Origin of the sequence: Bordetella genomosp. 5 (assembly GCF_002261315.1) — a bacterium.
Taxonomy (GTDB): Bacteria; Pseudomonadota; Gammaproteobacteria; order Burkholderiales; family Burkholderiaceae_B; genus Bordetella.
The window spans coordinates 14,119-34,438 of the sequence record NZ_NEVP01000012.1; the positions used below are offsets into that span (position 1 = coordinate 14,119).

Annotated in this window: 21 protein-coding genes and 1 riboswitch; of the genes, 9 read left to right on the plus strand and 12 right to left on the minus strand. The window is 68.0% G+C overall.

The annotated features are described in order from the left end of the window. Window positions 1-68 precede the first annotated feature (68 nt). The 3 genes from CAL25_RS20155 to CAL25_RS20165 all read right to left on the minus strand — a co-directional run bounded on the left by CAL25_RS20155 (window position 69) and on the right by CAL25_RS20165 (window position 2,906). Entirely contained in the window at window positions 69-920 is an 852-nt protein-coding gene (locus CAL25_RS20155; RefSeq protein ID WP_094803370.1) for an IclR family transcriptional regulator, read from the minus strand. Between the two features lie 243 nt (window positions 921-1,163). Next, entirely contained in the window at window positions 1,164-1,976 is an 813-nt protein-coding gene (locus CAL25_RS20160) for a competence/damage-inducible protein A (protein ID WP_094803372.1), read from the minus strand. Window positions 1,977-2,084: 108 nt separating this feature from the next. Further along, window positions 2,085-2,906, minus strand: a complete 822-nt coding sequence (locus CAL25_RS20165) for an EI24 domain-containing protein (protein ID WP_094803374.1) — start codon at window positions 2,904-2,906, stop codon at window positions 2,085-2,087. A gap of 104 nt (window positions 2,907-3,010) precedes the next feature. On the opposite strand from CAL25_RS20165, the gene CAL25_RS20170 reads away from it, so the two are divergent. Beyond that, window positions 3,011-3,403 (plus strand): thioredoxin family protein, encoded by a 393-nt coding sequence (locus CAL25_RS20170; RefSeq protein WP_094803375.1) that lies wholly within the window; start codon window positions 3,011-3,013, stop codon window positions 3,401-3,403. Window positions 3,404-3,476: 73 nt separating this feature from the next. Here the strand turns inward: CAL25_RS20170 and CAL25_RS20175 are convergent, their stop codons facing one another. The 3 genes from CAL25_RS20175 to CAL25_RS20185 form a co-directional block, all read right to left on the minus strand. Continuing rightward, window positions 3,477-4,973, minus strand: coding sequence for a DEAD/DEAH box helicase (locus tag CAL25_RS20175; protein WP_094803376.1), 1,497 nt, complete (start codon window positions 4,971-4,973; stop codon window positions 3,477-3,479). A gap of 159 nt (window positions 4,974-5,132) precedes the next feature. After that, window positions 5,133-5,462 (minus strand): AzlD domain-containing protein, encoded by a 330-nt coding sequence (locus CAL25_RS20180; protein ID WP_094803377.1) that lies wholly within the window; start codon window positions 5,460-5,462, stop codon window positions 5,133-5,135. 1 nt (window position 5,463) lies between these two features. Next, complete coding sequence (locus CAL25_RS20185) at window positions 5,464-6,132, minus strand: AzlC family ABC transporter permease (RefSeq protein WP_094803891.1); 669 nt, start codon at window positions 6,130-6,132, stop codon at window positions 5,464-5,466. Between the two features lie 338 nt (window positions 6,133-6,470). Here CAL25_RS20185 and CAL25_RS20190 point away from each other — a divergent pair, with 338 nt between their 5' ends. Genes CAL25_RS20190 through CAL25_RS20200 form a run of 3 tightly spaced genes read left to right on the plus strand, consistent with a single transcriptional unit; the run spans window position 6,471 to window position 8,259 of the window. Further along, the gene (locus CAL25_RS20190) at window positions 6,471-6,683 is read left to right on the plus strand and encodes a zinc-finger domain-containing protein (RefSeq protein ID WP_094803378.1); all 213 of its coding nucleotides are present in this window, start codon (window positions 6,471-6,473) and stop codon (window positions 6,681-6,683) included. Between the two features lie 39 nt (window positions 6,684-6,722). Then, window positions 6,723-7,145, plus strand: a complete 423-nt coding sequence (locus CAL25_RS20195; RefSeq protein WP_094803379.1) for a YybH family protein — start codon at window positions 6,723-6,725, stop codon at window positions 7,143-7,145. A gap of 13 nt (window positions 7,146-7,158) precedes the next feature. Then, window positions 7,159-8,259, plus strand: a complete 1,101-nt coding sequence (locus CAL25_RS20200; RefSeq protein ID WP_094803380.1) for a YheT family hydrolase — start codon at window positions 7,159-7,161, stop codon at window positions 8,257-8,259. An 84-nt stretch (window positions 8,260-8,343) separates the two neighbouring features. Here the strand turns inward: CAL25_RS20200 and CAL25_RS20205 are convergent, their stop codons facing one another. Continuing rightward, window positions 8,344-9,858: a M48 family metalloprotease gene (locus CAL25_RS20205; RefSeq protein WP_094803381.1), complete on the minus strand. Its 1,515-nt coding sequence runs from the start codon at window positions 9,856-9,858 to the stop codon at window positions 8,344-8,346. A 77-nt stretch (window positions 9,859-9,935) separates the two neighbouring features. Between CAL25_RS20205 and galU the strand changes: the two genes are divergently transcribed. Continuing rightward, window positions 9,936-10,775, plus strand: coding sequence for a UTP--glucose-1-phosphate uridylyltransferase GalU (gene galU, locus CAL25_RS20210; RefSeq protein WP_094803382.1), 840 nt, complete (start codon window positions 9,936-9,938; stop codon window positions 10,773-10,775). A 128-nt stretch (window positions 10,776-10,903) separates the two neighbouring features. On the opposite strand, the gene CAL25_RS20215 is transcribed toward galU, so the two are convergent. The 4 genes from CAL25_RS20215 to CAL25_RS20230 form a co-directional block, all read right to left on the minus strand. Then, window positions 10,904-11,785 carry a cytochrome c oxidase assembly protein gene (locus CAL25_RS20215; RefSeq protein ID WP_094803893.1) on the minus strand — a complete coding sequence of 294 codons (882 nt, stop codon included), beginning with the start codon at window positions 11,783-11,785 and terminating at the stop codon, window positions 10,904-10,906. Between the two features lie 237 nt (window positions 11,786-12,022). Continuing rightward, complete coding sequence (locus CAL25_RS20220; protein ID WP_249279183.1) at window positions 12,023-13,165, minus strand: porin; 1,143 nt, start codon at window positions 13,163-13,165, stop codon at window positions 12,023-12,025. Window positions 13,166-13,509: 344 nt separating this feature from the next. Beyond that, window positions 13,510-13,842: a hypothetical protein gene (locus CAL25_RS20225; RefSeq protein ID WP_094803383.1), complete on the minus strand. Its 333-nt coding sequence runs from the start codon at window positions 13,840-13,842 to the stop codon at window positions 13,510-13,512. Between the two features lie 552 nt (window positions 13,843-14,394). Then, window positions 14,395-15,405 (minus strand): sodium:calcium antiporter, encoded by a 1,011-nt coding sequence (locus CAL25_RS20230; protein WP_094803384.1) that lies wholly within the window; start codon window positions 15,403-15,405, stop codon window positions 14,395-14,397. A gap of 104 nt (window positions 15,406-15,509) precedes the next feature. Then, window positions 15,510-15,639: riboswitch (yybP-ykoY riboswitch) on the minus strand. A gap of 64 nt (window positions 15,640-15,703) precedes the next feature. Here CAL25_RS20230 and CAL25_RS20235 point away from each other — a divergent pair. Beyond that, entirely contained in the window at window positions 15,704-17,050 is a 1,347-nt protein-coding gene (locus tag CAL25_RS20235; RefSeq protein WP_094803385.1) for an aminopeptidase P N-terminal domain-containing protein, read from the plus strand. Between the two features lie 32 nt (window positions 17,051-17,082). On the opposite strand, the gene CAL25_RS20240 is transcribed toward CAL25_RS20235, so the two are convergent. Further along, window positions 17,083-17,526, minus strand: coding sequence for a TM2 domain-containing protein (locus CAL25_RS20240; RefSeq protein ID WP_094803897.1), 444 nt, complete (start codon window positions 17,524-17,526; stop codon window positions 17,083-17,085). A 140-nt stretch (window positions 17,527-17,666) separates the two neighbouring features. On the opposite strand from CAL25_RS20240, the gene CAL25_RS20245 reads away from it, so the two are divergent. The 3 genes from CAL25_RS20245 to CAL25_RS20255 all read left to right on the plus strand — a co-directional run bounded on the left by CAL25_RS20245 (window position 17,667) and on the right by CAL25_RS20255 (window position 20,254). Further along, a complete protein-coding gene (locus tag CAL25_RS20245) occupies window positions 17,667-18,833 on the plus strand; it encodes a UbiH/UbiF/VisC/COQ6 family ubiquinone biosynthesis hydroxylase (protein ID WP_094803386.1) in 1,167 nt (388 codons plus the stop codon). 118 nt (window positions 18,834-18,951) lie between these two features. Beyond that, window positions 18,952-19,977 carry a tRNA dihydrouridine synthase DusB gene (gene dusB, locus CAL25_RS20250; protein WP_170948568.1) on the plus strand — a complete coding sequence of 342 codons (1,026 nt, stop codon included), beginning with the start codon at window positions 18,952-18,954 and terminating at the stop codon, window positions 19,975-19,977. Window positions 19,978-20,014: 37 nt separating this feature from the next. Continuing rightward, complete coding sequence (locus CAL25_RS20255) at window positions 20,015-20,254, plus strand: helix-turn-helix domain-containing protein (protein ID WP_003814221.1); 240 nt, start codon at window positions 20,015-20,017, stop codon at window positions 20,252-20,254. The last annotated feature ends 66 nt before the right edge of the window (window positions 20,255-20,320 follow it).

Below are 20,320 nucleotides of genomic sequence, written 5' to 3' on the forward strand. Positions count from 1 at the left end.
TTTGTGCAGCCGGGACGAGATCGGTGCGGCCCGACGGGATCGGATCCCCGCCGCGGCGCCTCAGCGCCTCAGCGCGCCTCGGCGAGCGGCTCGTGGCCGCCCGGTGCGAGCGGCTCATGGCCCAGCGCCTCGGAAATCTGGGCGGCGGTATCGACCAGCAGCCGGATCCATTCGTCCTGCAGGCGTTCGGCAGGCGCGGAGATGGACAGGCCCGCGACCAGCTTGCCGGTATCGTCGTGGATGCCCGCGGCGATGCACCGCACGCCCAGCTCGAGCTCTTCGTTGTCGCGGGCGTAGCCATGGCGTCGCACCAGCGCGAGCTCGCGTTCGAGGCGTTCGAGCTCGGTCAGGCTGTTGCGGGTGTGTCCGGCCAGCCCCGTACGGGTCGCGTAGGCCCGCACCTGGCGGCCGTCACAGGTCGAGAGAAACAGCTTGCCGGTGGAGGTGAGATGCAGGGGCGCCCGGCCGCCGATGGCACGCACCACCTGCATGCCGGAGCGCTCGCTCCAGGCCCGATCGATATACACGATCTCGTCGCCCTGCTGCACCGACAGATTGATCGTCTGTCCCGTCTGGCGGTGCAGATTGCGCATCGCCCCGATGGCGGCCTCGCGCACGTTGAGCCGTCCCTTCACCAGCGAACCGAGCTCCAGCAGGCGCATGCCCAGCTGATACACGCCGTTGTCCACGCGCTCGACGTAACGCCCCACGACCAGGTCGTTGAGGATGCGATGCGCGGTGGAGGCATGCAGCCCCGTGGTGGCCGACAGCTGCTTGAGCGTGACCGGCTCGGGCTGCGCGGCCAGGGCATCGAGCAGGCTCATGGCGCGCTCGATCACCTGGATGGCGATGGGCGCATGAGCGGCGGACTCCTGGTCGGAGCCCGGCAGGGACGCGGCGACTCTGGGCAGGCGTGACATAGGCGGACGTAAGAGCGAAAAGGATGGCGGCGGAACCCGCCGGCGAGCGCCCTCATGGCGCTGGCTGGCTCGGCCTTGTCGCAGCGCAACAAGGCAGGCTTATCGTATTGTGAAATTCTGACAGGGATTTGGCAACCGCTTTTTGTGCGCGGCGGCGCAAAGCGGCAAAGCACGCCGCCAGACTGAATACCGCCTGAACGCCGTGCCGCCAAAAACGCTCGTGATCGACCCGGCCGATACCGATCAGCGCGCCGGCGGCGCCAGCTGCCCGCCCAGGCGCAGCACGTCGGCCCGCAGGAAAGCGAGCGCCTCGGCGCAGGCCTCGGGATCGCCCTTCACACCCAGTTCGATGTGCGGAGCCGCGCCGCTCTCGCCCACGCTGGGCAGGCTGAAGGCGCGCACGCCGGGCCAGCGCCGCTCGATCTCGACCATGGTGGGCGTGATGCGGGACTCGGGCATGCTGAACACCAGGAACGAGTGCTCGGCATGGCGGGTGATGTGCTGCAGATCGCGATAGCGCGTGTCCAGGGTCCATTCGAGCATGGGCCACGCCATGACCGGGAAGCCCGGCACGAAAGTGTGATCCTGGATGAAAAAGCCCGGAATCCGGTTATAGGGATTGGGCACGACCTCGCAGCCGACCGGAAACACGCCCATCTGCAAACGCTGCTGGTTTTCGGGGGTGCTCATGTCGGCGCTGCCCTGCCCCTTGGCGGCCATTTCGGCCGTGCGCAGCGCGATCGCCTCTTCGGCCTCGGGATGCAGGGCCATCTCGACGCCCAGCGCCGCGGCCACGGCCTGCCGGGTATGGTCGTCGGGCGTCCCGCCGATGCCGCCACACGAAAACACCACGTCGCCGGTCGCGAAGCTGCGCCGGTACGCCGCCGTCAATGCGGCGCGATCGTCGGAGTGAAACTCGGCCCACGAAAGTTGCATGCCGCGCGTGGCCAGCATTTCGACGATTTTGCCGAAATGCTTGTCCTGACGACGGCCGGACAGGATTTCGTCACCGACGATGATGAGGCCGATACGGCGCGGGGTTACGGCTGCGGTCATGGCGCAAGGTCCTGAAGAACGAAAATCGGAATCGGAGGGGCGGTGTCGCGCGGCGATGATCGTGCGTGAGCGGAGGCCGGCCTGGCAGGGACCGGCCGTCCGCCCCGATCAGGGCGGCAGGCGCGTCAGATCGTCGGCGGCGGGCACCGCAGGCTCGGCGGCGCGCAGTTCTTTCAGCGCCTGCAGCCCGTAGTGCGCGTAGACCAGCGCCGAATACACCGGCAGGATGATCCAGGCCGGCGGAATCAGGTTGATCAGCGCCAGAATGAAACCGATGATCCAGAAGCCGCCGTTACGCTGCTTGATCAGCAGCCGCCGCTCGGCGGGCGTGGCGTGTTCCACGATGGCGTCGACGCGCAGCATGCGCGAGAACGCGAACGCCCACCAGAACACCGACAGGATCAGCGCCATGGGCGGAATCAGCCAGAACGGCAGGGTGAACAGCCAGCCGATCGCGAACACCACGCCGACCCAGATGGCATTCCAGACGCTGACCGCCGTGGCGTTCGTGCCCAACCGCGCGAGTCCGGTGTACTCGCGCTTGTCCACATGGCGCAGCACCAGCGGCATCACGAAAATGGCCGCGATCACCAGACCGAGGATGCCGGAGACCGGCAGCAGAATGGCCGCGGCGATCACCGGCACCAGCCAGATCTTGAGCGAGAACAGCCCCACGCTCACGAGCCAGGCGTCGACATCGTTGACGGTCTCCCACTGCCCGGCCTCCAGGCGCAGCCAGTCGGTCAGGGGCGACCAGAACAGCCACAGCAACAGGATGGCGCCGACGAGCGCGATGAGGAACGGCAGCAGCACCGCGAACAGCATGTTCGGATGGCACTGCGAGACCAGCGCGCGCTTGAAGGCCTGCGCGATGCGCGCGCCTTCGGTGACGGGCGAGCGCTGCGCGGGAGCGGATGAAGAAAACGGCATGGAGCATCCAGAGTCGAAACGTGTGTCGCCCGGCCTGCGGCGCGGGTGGCAAGACGCAAGATAGACGCGCCGGGTATCATAGTCAAACACAGCGGAACCCCGATATGCCCCTCTACGAACCCGGCACCGATACGCAGGCGCTGCGCGCCGCCCTCGCCCGGCCCGACAGCCGGCTGGTCGCGTGCTTCTGCGCGGCATGGTGCGACACCTGCACCCAATACCGGCCCAAGCTCGACGCGCTCGCGGCGCAGTTTCCGGGCCATACCTTCGTGTGGGTCGACATCGAAGATCACCCCGATCTTCTCGGCGACGAAGACGTGGAAAACTTCCCCACGCTGCTCGTGCGCGAGGACGGCCGCACGCTCTTCTACGGCACCATGCTGCCGCACATCGGCCATCTCGAGCGCCTGCTGTCCAGCCTCGACACCCATGCGCCCGGCCAGAGCACCGGCCTGCCCGACGTCGAGGCCCTGCTCGGCGGCACGGCCACCGCCTGACACCCCCGCCCCAATGACAACGCCCCCAGGCATCGCTGCCGTGGGGGCGTGATTTTTTGCGCCGAGGCCCGGATCAGGGCTTGCGGCTGCCACCCAGCAGGACCGCCAGCTGACGCTTGGGCGCGACGCCGTTGCGCGGGCTGTCTTCGGCGGGCGCCGTCGGCGGGGCCGACGACGAGGGCTCGTAGGGCTTGAGGAAAAATTCGTCGACATGCTGGCGCGGCGCGCTCGAACGGCGCTCGCGCTCGGGACGGTCGCCCCGGCCTGCCGAGCGCTCACGGCCACGCTCGCCTCGATCGCCTCGATCGCCGCGGTCACCGCGCTCCGCGCGATCGCCGCGTTCGGTGCGCTCACCGCCGCGGCCATGGCTGTGCGCCAGCAACTCGCCCGGAATCTCGAGCGAACCACGCGGCACCTTGCGCTTGATGAGCTTTTCGATGTCGAGCAGATAGCGCTCTTCGTCGGGCGTGAACAGGGCGATGGCCTCGCCGCTCGCGCCCGCGCGACCCGTGCGGCCGATACGGTGGACGTAGTCTTCGGCGTTGTAGGGCAGGTCGTAATTGATGACGCACGGCACGCCGGCCACGTCCAGGCCGCGCGCGGCCACGTCGGTGGCGACCAGCACTTCGAGTTCGCCCGCCTTGAACGCCTCGAGGGCCTTCATGCGGTCGGCCTGGGTCTTGTCGCCGTGGATCGATTCGGCCTTGACGCCGTCGCGCTCGAGCTGGCGCGCCAGGCGCGCCGTGCCGATCTTGGTGTTCGAGAACACGATGACCTGATTCAGGCCGCGCGACTTCACCAGATGCACCACGGCGGCGCGCTTGGCCTCGCCGGTCATTTGATAGGCGATCTGCGTCACGGTGTCGGCCGTGGCGTTGCGGCCCGCCACTTCGATCTCGACCGGGTGGTTGAGATACGAGCGGCCGAGCTTGCGGATTTCGTTGCTGAAGGTGGCCGAGAACAGCAGGCCCTGGCGCTGTGCCGGCAGCAGACGGATGATGCGTTCGAGGTCGGGCAAAAAGCCCATGTCGAGCATGCGGTCGGCTTCGTCCAGCACCAGGATGCCGACCTGGCTCAGGTTCACGTTTTTCTGTTCGACGTGATCGAGCAGGCGGCCCGGCGTGGCGACCAGCACCTCGCAGCCCTGACGCAGTGCTTCTTTTTGCGGACCGATATCCACACCGCCGAACACCACCGCGCTGCGCAGCGGCGTCTGCTTGCTGTAGCGCTTGACGTTCTCGAACACCTGGTCCGCCAGTTCGCGGGTCGGCGTGAGAATCAGTGCGCGCACCGGATGGCGTGCGGGCGACGCGCTGCTGTTGGCCAGCGGCATCAGGCGATGCAGGATGGGCAGCGTGAACGCGGCGGTCTTGCCGGTGCCGGTCTGGGCGGCACCCATGACGTCGCGGCCCTCGACCACGACCGGGATCGACTGCGCCTGGATCGGCGTGGGTGTCGTATAACCAGTCTCGGCGATGGACTTCAGCAGAAGCGGATGCAGGCCGAATTCATCGAAGGTGCGCGTAGGCGTTTCAGCGGCAGGCGCTGCGGAAGAGATAGAGTCAGTCATCAGGTTGGGCAGATTCCGGGGCCACGAAAAAAGAACAAAACGGCATGCGGTCGTGCCCGGATTGCTGTGGATAACTTTTATTTTAGCGCAGCCGGGCCGTTCTGCCCGATCGGGGGCCGGATATCGGCGGCGACGCCGCCGCGGCGGTGCCGCCCGGGCCTACCCCGCCGCCCAGCGCAGCCCCCACAGGACCAGCATGCCGGAGACGATCACGGCCACCGCGCTGCGGGTGCGCAAGAACACGATCACCCCGATGATGCCTGCCACCAGCTTGTAGTCGAACACCGGCCCGAGGCCCGCCTTCCAGGGCAGCATGTCGGGCACGACGATCGCCGTGAGCGCCGCGGCGGGGGCGTAACGCAGCGCGCGCCGCACGCCGTCGGGCAACGGAATGTAGTCGCCAAACAACATAAAGCCGGCCCGCGTCAGCACGCTGCAGAGCGTGAGCAGCAGGATGGCGCTGTATACATAGAGCTCCGAAGGCCACATGTCAGGCTTTTCCCTTGAAGTAGCGCTCGGCCCACATGCCGGCCACGATGCCGGCCACCACGGCCACGGCGAGGCCCAGGCGCAACGGCAGGGTCTGACCGACCCAGGCGGTCACGCCGGCGGCGAGCATCGACACCAGCATGGGCTTGGAGTTGGCCAGCGGAATCGTGATCGCCAGCAGCGCCAGGACCGCCGCGAAATCGAGCGACCAGGTGGCGGGCACCATCGAGCCCAGGAAGATGCCGATGATCGACGACGACTGCCAGACGAACCAGCTCGGCGCGATCGTGCCGACGAAAAACCACAGCTGCTCGCGCGTGCCGCGCTGGGCCGCGTCGCCGTAGCGGGGCATGAACAGCACGAAGCCCATGTCGGTCGTGAAATAGCCCAGGCCCAGGCGCTTGGGCCAGGGCAGATGGCGAAAATACGGTTGCAGCGCCGCGCCGAAAATCACGAAGCGCAGGTTCACCACGAAGCCGGCCGCGAAAATCAGCCAGAGCGGTGCGCCCGAGGCGATCAGCGGCAGGGAGGTGAGCTGGGCGGAGCCGGCGTAGAGCAGCAGCGTCATGGCCAGCGCCATCGACTCCGTCAGGCCGGATTTGACCATGGCCACGCCGGTGACCATGCCCCACGTCCCCGTGGCGATGAGGGCGGGCACGATCGCGTGCACGCCGCTTTTGAATGCTTCGATGCGCTCGGCGCGGATGGCGCGCGCGTCGTCGAGGAGTGTTGACTCGGGTTCAGCGGCCACGGACGGGCCCCTGGCGATGCGGACGGAACGACATGGAATCCAGTGGGAAGCGACAGGCGTGCCGGTGTGTCCGGAGCGCGGACGGAAGGCGCCCCGCGCCCTCATGACACCGTCCCGGCCACATGGCGCGGGAGGCGGTCATTGTAACCCCGCCCTTGATACAATACCGGCCTCTGGAGAGGGGGACACCAGGACGACGGCAAATCGCGCCCGACCGCCCTCTTCGCCGTCCAACCCGTATCACCCCAGGAATTGCCATGACTGCTGCTGCTCCGGCCGGCGCCCCTCATCAAGAAGTCATCGAACTCGGCGCGGAAGACCTGCCCGTCCACTGTCCGGGCCCCAAGGCTCCGCTCTGGAGCATGCACCCGCGCGTTTTCCTCGACGTCACGCATACCGGTTCGGCACGCTGCCCCTACTGTGGCGCCGAGTACAAGCTCAAGCCCGGCACGGTCGTGCACGGTCATTGATTTACGATTTCGCATCCAACACGAGGTTACGCAGCCGCCATGTTCGCCACTCCCGATGAAGCGGAACACGCCTTCTACGAAGCCCTGGAGCAGGCCGATACCGATCGGCTGATGCAGATATGGGCCGACGACGAAGAAATCGTCTGCATTCATCCTGGCGGTCTGCGCATCGTGGGTCACACCGCGGTGCACGAGTCCTGGCAACAGGTCCTTGCCAATGGTCCGCTCCATATCCGGCCGCTGCGGCCGGTCGTGGTGCAGAGCATGATGTGCGCCGTGCACGTGCTGGTCGAACAGGTCAGCGCGAGCACGCGCGAGGGCACGCAGTTCGTGAACTGCTACGCCACCAACGTCTATCACAAGGGACCCACGGGCTGGCGCATGGTGATGCACCACGCCTCGCCGGCACCGGCGGAAGCCGGCGTGCTCGATCTGCACGACGTTCCCGACCGATTGCATTGAGGCGTAGACCCCGTTGGCCGCTTCCCGCATCGATCTGACGCCCTGCCCGGTACCGCCCTGGCTGCCCGACCGGCATAGCCAGACGGTCTATGCCTCGACGTTCGCGCAATATCACCGCATCGCGTTCGTGCGCGAGCGGGTCGATACGCCCGACACCGACTTCGTCGACATCGACTGGACCGGCCCCGGCCTGTCCCCGCACAAGGTGGCCGACGGCAGCCCTATCGATGCCATTACCCCGCTCTCGAACATCAAGACAGCCGCCGCGCGCTGGATGACGACGGCCGACTGGGGCTCGCTGCCCCGCACGGCCGACACGCCCGCCCTGCTGCTGTTTCACGGGCTCGAAGGCGGCAGCACCAGCCGCTACGCCCAATCGATCGCGCATTACTTCCGTGCGCGCGGCTGGATCGTGGCGGTCGCGCACTTCCGCGGCTGCTCCGGCACGCCCAACCGCCTGGCCCGCGCCTATTACTCCGGCGACTCCGCAGAGGTCGGCTTCATGCTGGCCACGGCGCGCGCGCGTATTCCCCATGCCCGCTGGCACGCCGTGGGCGTGTCGCTGGGCGGCAATGCCCTGCTCAAGTATCTGGGCGAGCACGCCGAAGAAACCAACTGGCTCGCGGGCTGCGCCGGCGTGTCGGTGCCGCTCGATCTGGTCGCCGGCGGCAAGGCGCTGTGCTCGGGCCTCATCGCCCGGCGCATCTACACGCCCTACTTCCTGCGCACCATGAAGCGCAAGGTGCTCGAAAAAGCCAAGCGCTTCCCCGGCGCCATCGACGTGATGCGCATCGCCCACGCGCGCGACCTGCGCGACTTCGACGATGCCTACACCGCGCCCATGCACGGGTATCGCAACGCGCTCGACTACTGGACGCGCGCCTCGAGCAAGCCGTGGCTGCCCAAGATCCAGGTGCCCACGCTGGTACTCAACGCGCGCAACGACCCATTCCTGCCCGAAGACGCCCTGCCCACGCCGGCCGAATGCTCGCCGACCGTGTTGCTGCACCAGCCGGCCGAAGGCGGTCATGCGGGCTTCCCGACCGGGCCGTTCCCCGGCCACCTGTATTGGCTGCCGCAACGACTGGGCCGCTTCTTCGAAACGGGCAAGTAAGCCCGGCCGGCGCGACCCTATCGCAGACGCACGAAGGGCCGCGATCCGCGGCCCTTCGTGTTTGACGCCGGATGAGGCGTCGGCTCAGCCCTTGAAGCGCTGCAACAGCGAGCGCTCGTCGGCCAGCTTCTGCTGCACCTCTTTGATCTGCACATCGATCTGCGACTGCTCGTAGAAGTCGCGCGACAGACCGCGAGCCTGCTGCAACTGCGACTCGGCGGCTGCGTAGGCACCGGTGGCCACATAGAAGCGCGCCATGCCGCGTCGCGCCGCCACCGCGTTGCCGGTGCGCTCTTCGCTCTGCGCCAGCAGCTGGTAGAAGGTCGGCTCGTCATCGCCCCATTCGCGGATGCGTTCACGCAGATAGGCCTGCGCATCGGCGTTGCGGCCGGCGCCCTGCAGCGCCTGCGCATAGGCCATGCCGAGGGCGCGCCGATCGGGCCAGCGCTTGATGGCCGCCTGCGAAAGCTCGAGCGCCCGCGCCGTGTCTTTGCGCGCCATCGCGATGTCGATGCCCAGCTTGGCCAGCTCGGGCGTGTTGAGACCGCCGGTCGTTGCCTGCGCATGCGCGCTCTCGGCCGCCGCCAGGTCGCCGCGCTGCAGCGCGTAGAGCGAGAGACCATAGAAGGCGGCCGATTGGCGAATCCCGGTCAGGGCGCGCGATTCGTCCTGCAACTGCTGTTGCGCCGTACGCAGGCTGACCGCGTCCCGGCCCTGCACCACGCGCATCTTGGCGCGGATGAACCAGAAATCGTCGCTGTCGACGTAGCGCGAGGTTTTGAGGTCGCGGATGCGGTTCTGCACATCCGACATCCGCTCGATCGACAGCGGGTGGGTGCTGGCCCACGCGCCGCCGCCCATGCCTTCGTTCAGGCGCGATGCATTCATCAGGCGGCCGAACATCTTGGCCATGCCATCCGGGTCATAGCCGGCACGGGACAGCATCTGCAGGCCGGTGCGGTCGGCCTCGCGTTCGGCATCGCGCGAGAAACCCAGCTGGCGATTGATCGCGGCGGCCTGCCCGAAGGCGGCCACGCCCATGGCGAGATCGCCGCCGCCGCCCGCCAGCGCGGCGAGCAAGGCGCCGGCCAGCGTGGCCATCATCATCATGCCGCTCTGGCTCTGCTGCGTCATGCCGCGCGCGATGTGGCGTTGCGACACGTGTCCGATTTCGTGCGCCAGCACCGAGGCCAGCTCCGACTCGCTCGCCGACGAAACGATGAGGCCGGTGTTCACGCCGATATAGCCGCCGGGCATGGCGAACGCGTTGATCTCGGGATCCCGCACGCCGAACACCTCGACATCGGGCACGCCGCCGGGCGCGAACGCCGCCAGCTTGCGTGCCATCGTGGTGAGGTACTGACGCAGTTCGGGATCGTTGACGTAAGTCGGGTCGCGCCGACCCTGCGCCATAATGGCCGCGCCGAGCTCGCGCTCAAGCATGGGAGAGAGATCGGACGCGGAGGCCGCGCCCATCGAAGGCAGGCCGACCGGCTGCGCGCGCGAGGGCAGCGCCGGCAACAGCAGGGTGAGGCTCAAGGCCGCCGCCAGCGCCTGGCGGGCCCACTTGCACGTCGGTGTCGTGTTGAAGCGGTTCATTGCTCTATGATAGCCAGATGGGCAAAAAGTTTGCGCCGCCCGTCTACGCTGGAACAGTTTTTTTTGGGGAACTTCACATGATCGCAGTACGCAAGGCCGTTTTTCCCGTCGCAGGCATGGGAACGCGGTTTCTGCCGGCCACCAAGGCCATGCCCAAGGAAATGCTGCCGGTCGTCGACAAACCGCTGATTCAGTATGCCGTCGAAGAAGCCGTGGCCGCCGGGGTCACCGATCTCATCTTCGTCACCGGCCGCAACAAGCGCGCCATCGAAGACCACTTCGATGCCGCCCCCGAGCTCGAGGCCGAGCTCGAAAAGAAGAGCAAGAACGACCTGCTTGAGCTCGTGCGCGACATCCTGCCCGCGCATGTGAACTGCATCTATATCCGTCAGTCGGCTCCGCTGGGTCTCGGTCATGCCGTGCTGACCGCCGCGCCCGCCGTCGGCGACGAACCTTTTGCCGTGCTGCTGGCCGACGATCTGATCGATGCCGATCGGCCGGTGCTGGGTCAGTTGATCGACTGCGCCATCAAGCATGACGCGAGCGTGCTGGGTGTGCAGGAAGTGCCGCGCGCCGACACCGGCAAGTACGGCATCGTGGCGGCCAGCGCCGTCGAGCCGCGCACCGAGCGTGTGTCTCATATCGTCGAAAAGCCCAAGCCCGAAGACGCGCCCTCGACGCTGGCCGTGGTCGGCCGCTACGTGCTCGAAGCCCGCATCTTCGATCACCTGCGCGCCACCCAGGCGGGCGCGGGCGGCGAGATCCAGCTCACCGACGGCATCGCCTCCCTGATGCGCGAGCGTGCGGTCTATGCCTACCGTTACGAAGGCCAGCGCTACGATTGCGGCAGCAAGGCCGGCATGTTCCAGGCCACCGTGGCGCTGGGCCGCAAGTACCACGGCCTGATTCCGGAATAACCCGGCCGGGCGCGGCCACCGCGCCCGCCTCCACACGCGGCTCAGGCCGCGCAGCGCTCCCACACGCGGCTCAGGCCGCGGAGCGCTTCCACTCGCGGCTCAGCCCGCGAACCGCTTTCTCTTTTGACTCAGCCCGCGGGCCGCTCCGATCGAGCGGCTACGCGCGCGCGTGCCCGCGCCTCGCGATCCACGCGGCGCAGGCGCCCTCGCGCCGACAGGCGCATCAGCGTGCCCAGGGCGACCAGCAGGCCGATGACTTCCACGAGCGCCGCCGGGATCCACATCGTGAGGCCGCCGATGGTCTGGTCCGTCTGTGCCGACATGGCGATGGCACGGCCGCACAGCTCGAACAAGGGATAGAGATCGCGCTCGGTAAACGCAATCACGGCGCCCGCCACCATCTGCGGCGCCATGGTCAGCACCGGCGACAGCACGCGTCCGCCAGGCGTCATCGCCGCGGGCGGCGAAGGCCGGCGGTCGAGGATCAGGTTCCAGTACATGAAGCCGCTGAGGACCACCGACCAGTTCATCAAGCGGTACAGGCGCCAGTCGAGCATGGAATAGAACTGCACCGACGGGATAAGCCAGATCAGGACCAGCGCGACGAAGAGCGCCGGCACGAAGATGCGATGCGTGAGCAGGCCCACGGTGAACCGGCCGGGCGCGGTCGTGCACCACGTGCGCAGGCGGTGACGCCAGGTCAGCGGCAGACCGGCGCGCATGACCGATCCCGGAAACGCGGCCATCACGAGCAAGGGCCCGAGATGATGCAGCACCAGATGCTGGGCGCGATGGATGAAGAACATGCGCTCGGCGTAGTAGTCGAGCCGGGTGTGCATGGAGAGATAGAGAATGACCACGCCCGCCCAGAACAGGGCCTGGCGCGCCGCCGTCACATGGTGCACGCGGGTCCCGCGCACGAACAGCGCGATGCAGACCACGAACGCCGCGACCAGCGTGGGCGAAAACTCCCAGGGAACGAGCCAGCCAAGCACATCCATGCGTGAGATCCGACGAAGCAATCCCCTGATGAAGGGAACGCGGGCCACGGGCGGACGGCCTCTCGTGCGCCATCCGGGCGGTGGGGGGAGCTCGCCCCCTCTCGTCGATTGTAGTGGAGGATTTCCGGGGCCCCGCCCTGCGGCGATGCGCGGGCTTGGGGCAGATCAAGGCGGGCGGTCGGCGGAGCACGCGGCCGGCGCCCCGGACAGCACCGCGCAACGCGTCGGGGCATGCCCGCCGGGAACTCAGAAGGTGTGATTCAGGCCCGCCATGTAGCGGGTCGTGTGACCGGCCCCCTGCACGAACGGCTCGTCGAGCGTGCCCTGCCACAGGCGGCCGACAAAGCTGTAGAGCGTCGTGCGCGGCGACAGCGCATGGCGGTAGCCGAGTGTGAGCAGGCGCACCCGCTCCGCGCGCGAGCCGTCGTCCCAATGCCAGGTCGGCCGCGCCATCGAAAACTGCATCAGTACGCTGTCGTGCGCACGCAGCTCATACTCGGCGCCCACCAGCCAGGTGTCGGCACGACCGCCGTCGATGAAGGCCAGCGGGCCGAGGCCGTCGACGCCGCCGCCGTTCTGGCCGGTGAACCCGTCGCGCTGCCGTGACCAGGCAAGCGACACGCGCAGTCCGTCGAAGTCTCGCGCCACGCCGGCCTGCCACGCCGTGGGCGTGGCGCCGTGCGCCGGGGAGCCGGATGGCAGGGTCAGCCGGTCCCAGGTCAGGACGGCAAGCCATGGATCGGATTCGTACTTCACGCCGGCCGACAGCGCATGGCCCCGGCCACGGTCGGCGGGACCATCGGGGCCGGCCGTATCGAAGGCGTAGCCCACGCCCGCCTGCCAGCCGCCGAGGTCGGCGCTGGTGATATTGACAAGATTGTCGCGGCGGAAATTATCGGAAGCGCGCAACAGCGCGCCCATCCCCATCTGACGCCATGACGCCACCTCGAGCGCGCTGCCGTAGCTCATGGCGATGGTGCGCTGGCGCCCCAGCCGCAACTCGCCCACGCCGTCGCGCCGCAGTCCGACCCAGGCGTCGTAATCGAACAGCCGGCCGGGCTCGTTCGATTGCCCGGTGGTCAGATCGTAGCCACTCTCCAGAGCGAAGACGGCCGCCGCGCCACCACCCAGATCCTCGCTGCCGCGCAAGCCCCAGAGGTTATCGCTGAGACCACCACCGAGCACGCCCGTGCTCGAGCCCATGCCGGTGGTCCGAGTCGAAGCGATGCCCGCGTCGACGACGCCATAGAGGGTGAGCGTGGTGCCGCCCTCGCCGGTCTCGGCGTGCGCGGACAGCGCCAGCAGGGCGCAAAGCGCGGCGCTGGCGCGCGAGACCGCGCGCATCAGCCGGCTCGCGGCGAGGTGGCAGGAAGAAAGAGGCTTGACCATGTAGCACCCGAAGCGCGTCAGTGAGGAGCCGTGTTCGACGTTGCGCATCGCGGGCCGGCGACGCGGGGCGCGTGCGGAGGCGCAGAGCACTGCCCGCGGCAAGGTTGAAAACGGCGAACCATTATCACCAGCCGCCCGGCACAGCGGGCAGCCCGATCACCGAATCAGCAAGGCCCCACAACAGGCTCGGCATCATCCCACACGCGCGTGCGTCGTGGCCCATGCGTACCCCAGTAAAACGCTGTCGGCGCGAGGGTGCTTTGTCTTTAGCCAAAAAAAACCCCCGGCGATCATGACGATCGCCGGGGGCGGGTGTGGCGGCTCAGGCTCGGGGGCGAGGCCGCTCAGGCGTTGGCCGGCTGGCGCGCGGAGAAGCGCACATCGCGCACGGACGGGTGCGCGCTCAGGCGCTTGGCCTGAGACATGAGTTCGGCGCGCAACTCGGGCGGGCAATTCACGGTGACACAGGCGGATGCCAGGTCACTGTGCCTGCCGCTGTCGACGTGAAAACGCGCGACGGACAGGCCGGCGGCCGAAAAGTCGAGGCAGATCTGCTTGCGCAGTGCGCCTACTGCATCGCGGGGGCAGACGACGGTGAGTCGCGTACCACGACGCTGGGCTTGGACGGCCGCGCGGTCTACACCGGCACGACGCAGAAACAAGTCGAAGAAACGCATGACGACCTCCTTGCAGCTTGAGGTTTTGGTCGGTGAACCAAGGAACACGAAGCCGCTTCCGGCGCAAACGAACCCGGGCCACGCACCGCAAGGTGCAAGACGTACGGAATCGTGCCCGGATGCTCGCGCGCAAGACGCAAGCCGGCATCGATATCGGTTCTGGCGGTATGAAGCTGGGAGATTTTCCAGTGCCAGCCCGGGCGAAATGCCGGGTGGTGTGCCGCCCTGGAGGGTTCGTGGACTACCGGCGGACCTGCCGGTGAAAAGCCCTGGAATCCTGGGTGACGCTGGAGAAACGCCGCAACCTGTTCAACACTGATGACAGGCGCGGCAGAAGAAATTCTGCGGAAATACGCTCGTCAGGCAGTGCGGTCGATACAAGATCGACTACTACTGTCGCCGGAATCGGAATTCACAGAACAACTCCTGTTGTGGATAACCCATTCATTTTATGCGGGTTTTCACTGAGTGGCAATGCCTGATTCGAAAGAATCGGGAGAAGGCGTTGCGCGCACCCGCCCGCCACGCGGGAGAGCGGCGCGAACACAGGCGTCAGGCCGCGAAGTGCCAGCCCAGGTAGACGGCGAACAGCGCATACAGCCCGGCCACGGACGACAGGGCGGGCACCGTCATGGTGGCGGTGCGGAATCGCATCCAGAGCATCATGATCGAGACCATGGTGAGCATGCCGGCGGCCAGCAGCGGGCCGTCGAGCAGCCAGGGCGTCAGGAAGATCCCCAGCGCGCTCGGGATCGTGGCCTGAATCATCATCGCGCCGGAGATGTTGGCGAGCGCCAGGCGCTCTTTGCCCTGCCGCACCCAGATCAGGGCATTCATGATCTCGGGCAGCTCGGTGGCGACGGGCGCCAGCAGCAGGGCGGCCACGTGCGAGGACAGCCCCATGGCCACGCTCAGCACCTCGATCTGCCGCACGAACACATGCGATGCCAGCGCGATCACGACCAGCGCCAGCACCGATTGCGTACAGGCCCAGAAGAGCGAGGGGTTCGGGTCGCGCGGACGCAGCTTCAGCGGCTCGAGCGTCTCGGCTTCGATGCACTCGTCATCGTGGGAGAGCTCGCGCTTCACGTAGAGCGCGTAGACCCCGAGAAACAGAATGCCGAGCCAGGGCTTCCAGGCGAAGGCGAGCACGCCCAGCGCGACCTTGAAGATGAAGATGCCCATGAACCAGGCCTGGTCGCGCGCCAGACGGCGCTGGTCGGCGTTGATGCCGGTGCGCTGGCGGGCCGTGCCAGCCGCCGACTTGCCGCGCAGCAGGGCCAGACCGACCACCGCGTAGGCCAGGGTGGCGAGCACGAGCGGGCCGCCCATGGCCGCGCCCACGCCGATGTCTTTCTGCTCGGGCGTGGTGCCGAACACCACGGCCATGAAGGTGACGGCGCTTTCGGGCAACGCCGTGCCGAACGCCGCGAGCACGGTGCCGGTGGCCGTCGCGCCCAGCTTGAAATGATGGCCCAGCCATTCGACGCCGTTGACGAAGAACTCACAGGCAAAGTAGATCACTGCCGCGGACAGCAGGAACAGAACAATGGACAACAACATGATGACAACAGCCGGACGAGCGGAAACCAATGGCGCGACGACGCGGCTCGCCCGGCTGGGTGAACGCATCGCGGCCAAAGGTCTCGCCTGGCTGGTCCGTCGCGAATCCCGATGGCGCGCGAAGCGCAACAGGATGGACGGATGCCGTCAGCGCCATGGGGTAGGACCACCAAGTTTGTTGACGCTGACTCCCTTGGGGCTCAAAGGATGGCTACTCCCCAATGACAGTGGCGGGATTGTAGCAGCGTGGGCGCGGTACGTTAAGCTCTAGGCCACCCCCGAACGGATGATGCCTGTCATGAGCCTGCCTGTTGCCGATCTCGCCCCCTTCGCCGAGCGCCGCCGCCGCGTGCTGGACTGGATGCGGGGCCAGGGCGGCGGCGTGGCCGTGCTGGCCGCGGGCAAACCGCCCACGCGCAACCGCGACAGCGAGTATCCGTTTCGGCCCGACAGCGATTTCTACTACCTCACGGGCTTCGTCGAGCCCGACGCCTGGCTGGTGCTCATCGCGGGCGCCGACGACCGCGCCCTGCTCTTCTGCCGCGCGCGTCATGCCGAACACGAAATCTGGGAAGGCAAACGTTTCGGCCCGCAGGCGGCGGCCACGCATTTTCAGATGGACGACGCCTATTCGGTGGAGAGCCTGGACGAACTGCTGCCCGCCTGGCTGATGGATCAGCCCACGCTGTGGCTGGGCCTGGCGGATGATCTAGTCGCCCCGAAGGCGCGCGGCTGGCTGGCGCAGGCCCGCGAGCGCACCCGCGCCGGCGCGCGCGCGCCCGAGCAACTGCGTGACCTGAGCGGCCTGCTCGCCGAGATGCGGCTGGTGAAAGACGCGAGCGAGATTGCCACGATGCGGCAGGCCGCCCGCATCTCGGCCCATGCCCATGCCCGCGCCATGCGTGCGGTGCGTCCCGGCATGCACGAATACGAGCTCGAAGCCGAGCTGCTCTACGAATTCCGCCGTCAGGGGGCGCAGGCCGTCGCCTACAGCAGCATCGTCGCCGGCGGCGCCAACGCCTGCGTGCTGCACTACCCCGCCGGCGATGCGGTGCTGCGCGACGGCGACCTGGTGCTCATCGATGCCGGCTGCGAACTCGATTGCTATGCGTCGGACATCACGCGCACCTTTCCGGTCAACGGCAAATACAGCGGCCCGCAACGCGCGCTGTACGACCTGACCGTCGCGGCCCAGGACGCGGCGGCGGCCGCCACGCGGCCGGGCGCCTCCTGGAACGATGCCCATCTGGCGGCGGTACGGGTACTGACGCAGGGCCTGATCGACGAAGGCCTGCTGCAGGGATCGCTGGACGGCGCGATCGAGTCGAGCGCCTATAGCCGCTTCTACATGCATCGCACGGGGCATTGGCTGGGCCTCGATGTGCACGACGTGGGCGATTACCGCGGCAGCCCCGCGGCGCAGGCCGCGGCGGGCGAGCGGCCCTGGCGCACGCTGGAGGCCGGCATGATGCTCACCATCGAGCCGGGCCTTTATGTGCGGGCGGCCGACGACGTGCCGGCGCGGTTCTGGAATATCGGCATACGCACCGAAGACGATGCGCTCGTGACCGAGACCGGCTGCGAGCTGATCACGCGCGCGGTGCCGGTCAATGCCCGCGAGATCGAAGCGCTGATGCGCGAATAGGCGCGAGCGGCATCGCCGCGCCGAAGCGGCGGCTACAGCACGTAGCCGTCGAGCCAGCCCAGCGCGACCCAGGTGTAGACCACCACCATCGCGATCGCGAACATGCTGCAGATGGCCCCCAGCAGACCGCCGAAGATCGCGGTGAGCACTTCGGGCCAGCCGCTGCGCGAGACGCTGCCGAGGCCGGGGTTGTAGCGCTGGTCGAATTTTTCGTCGGGCATTAGACAGAACACGACGCCTTCGATGAAGCCGTCGATCATCGGAATGAACACCAGGAAAAACGCCGGGTTGTCCCACCAGACGGGGTAGCGCGTCGCGAGTGCGAGGCACAGCAACGAGAAGGCGGTGACGAGCCAGGCATGACGGCGCCCGAGATACCACCAGTGCGCGCCGGCCCAGCCCAGCAGACATCCCAGCAGACCGGCGACGACCTTGCGCCGCGGCCGTGCTGACGTGCCCGCGGCAGCGTCCGGCATGATCGTGGCGGCCGAAGTCGAGCGGCGGGACGAAGACGTCATGTCGAGGAATCCTGGGAGCGAGAGGGTCAGGGGGCGTTGCCGATTCTACGGGAGATGACGAGCGAGAAGGCCCGCGGCCCGGAGGGTAAAATCCCTGAATGACTTCGTCCGTGTTCGACATCGCGATCCTGGGGGCCGGGCCAGTGGGCCAGGCGCTCGCCCTGCTGCTGGCGCGCACCGCGCGCGATCCCGCGCGTATCGCGCTGCTCTCCGCGCCCGCCGGCGCCGGGGGCGCGGCCGGCCTGCCGCCGCTGGCCGACCCGCGCGTGCTGGCGCTGAACCGCGGCAGCCGCGTGCTGCTCGAGTCGCTCGACGCGTGGCCGACCCGGACCGCCGACATCCGTCATATCCACGTGTCGCAGCGCGGCCGCCTGGGACGGGCCCTGATCGACCATGCCGACTTCGGCGTGCCTCAGCTGGGCAGTGTCGTGGCCTACGGACCGCTGCACGAGCGCCTCTCCGAGCGCGTGGCCGCCAGCGGCGTCACGGTGCTGCCCGGCCCGCCGGCCCGGATCGGCGACACACTCACCGATGCGGTGCAGGTCCTGCAGGGCGACGTGGCGCTTGCCGCGCGCGTCGCGGTGCAATGCGACGGCGCCGCGGGCGCCGACGTCCATCGCAGCTACGGCCAGCATGCCGTGCTCACCACCGCCCGCGCCTCGCTGCCGCGGCCCGGTTGGGCCTGGGAGCGCTTCACGCGCGAAGGTCCGCTGGCCATGCTGCCCCATCCGCAAACGCCCGACACCTACTCGGTCGTCTGGTGCTGTGCGCCCGAGCGCGCGGCCGAACTGGTGCAGCTCGACGACGAGCGCTTCTCGCAGGCCCTGAGCACCGCGTTCGGCGGCCGGCTCGGCCGCCTGCACAGCCAGGCACCCCGGCATGTTTTCCCGCTCGAGCTCAAGGCCCGCCGGGCCCAGGCGCAGGGCCGCACCGCCACCATCGGCAATGCCGCCCAGACGCTGCACCCGGTGGCTGGACAGGGGCTCAACCTGGGTCTGCGCGACGCCGCGCAATTGGCCCAGGCGCTCGCCGCCTGGATGCAGGACCCCACGCCCAATCCGTCGCCGCTCCTGGCCGGCTTCGCGCGCGACCGCGGCGCGGATCGCCTGCTCACGGCCAGCCTGACCGACCTGATGCCGCGGGTGTTCGCGACGGGCCTGGCGCCCGTCGAGCATGCCTGCGGCCTAGCGCTGCTCACGCTCGACCTCGTTCCGGCGGTGCGCGCGCCCCTGGCGCGCCACCTGCTGCAGGGCCTGCGCACCTGATGCAACCCCGTTTTTTTATTGCGGCGCGCCGGGCGGGCGCGCCCGCCGGCCTGCCCGTTTTTGCCCGATGCATCGAGGCGAAAACGGGGTGCCATGCCGAAGCGGTTAAAATGTGACCATGCGCATCGGCCCCTGGACCCTTCCCAACAACGTGCTCGTCGCCCCCATGGCCGGGGTGACGGATCGTCCGTTCCGCCAGCTTTGCAAGAAGCTGGGCGCGGGTTATGCCGTGTCCGAAATGGCCGCCAGCAACCCCCGCCTGTGGGACAGCGTGAAGACCTCCCGCCGTCTCAATCACGATGGCGAGATCGATCCGATTTCGGTGCAGATCGCGGGCGCGGATCCGGCCATGATGGCCGAGGCCGCCGTGTTCAACGTGAACAAGGGCGCCCGCATCATCGATATCAATATGGGTTGCCCGGCCAAGAAGGTCTGCAACCTGGCATCGGGCTCGGCGCTGTTGCGCCACGAAGACCTGATCAAGCGCATCCTGGATGCGGTGGTCGAGGCCTGTGCGCCGCTCGGGATCCCGGTCACGCTCAAGACGCGCACCGGCTGGGACCGCGAGCACAAGAACGCCCTGCGCGTGGCCCGTATCGCCGAAGACAGCGGTATCGCCGCGCTGACGCTGCACGGCCGCACGCGCGCCGATCTCTATACCGGCGAGGCGGAATACGACACCATGCGCGCCGTGCGCGACGAGATCCGGATCCCGCTGATTGCCAACGGCGACATCACGACGCCGCAGAAGGCCCGGGCCGTCCTGGATTACACTGGCGCCGACGCGGTGATGATAGGCCGTGCCGCCCAGGGCCGGCCCTGGATCTTCCGCGAGATCGATCATTTCCTGCGCACAGGCGCCATGCTCGTCCCGCCCTCCTGGGACGAAATGCGCAACCTGCTGCTTGAACACCTCGACGATCACTACCGCTTCTATGGCGAGCACACGGGCGTACGCTCGGCGCGCAAGCATATCGGCTGGTATCTGGAAGACCTCCCCGGCGGGCCGGCATTCTGCGCCCGCATGAACCTGATCGAAGACACCCGCGGCCAGTGGCAGGCGGTGGCCGACTGGTTCGACACCATGATGCGCGACGGCCCGCACCCCGGCACCGACAACGCGCAACCCCTGCTGGCGGCATAACCGCCAGTACCCCCAACATAAAAATATCTGTACTCCGATGAGCAAGAAAGATGTCCTGGAAGAATGCGTGCGCGCCAGCCTGGAGCGCTATTTCGAAGATCTGGGTGACTCCGAACCCCACGACATGTGGGACATGGTGATGCGCTGCGTCGAGCGCCCCGTTCTCGAAGTGGCGCTGGAGCGCTCCGGCGGCAACCAGTCGCGCGCTTCCGAAATGCTGGGCATCACCCGCAATACCCTGCGCAAAAAGCTGCTGGCCCATAACATCCAGCCCTGACGATTTCCTCGATCCCCCGCCCGTGGCCTGGGCCTGGCCCCACCCGGACGCAACATCTCCCACCGC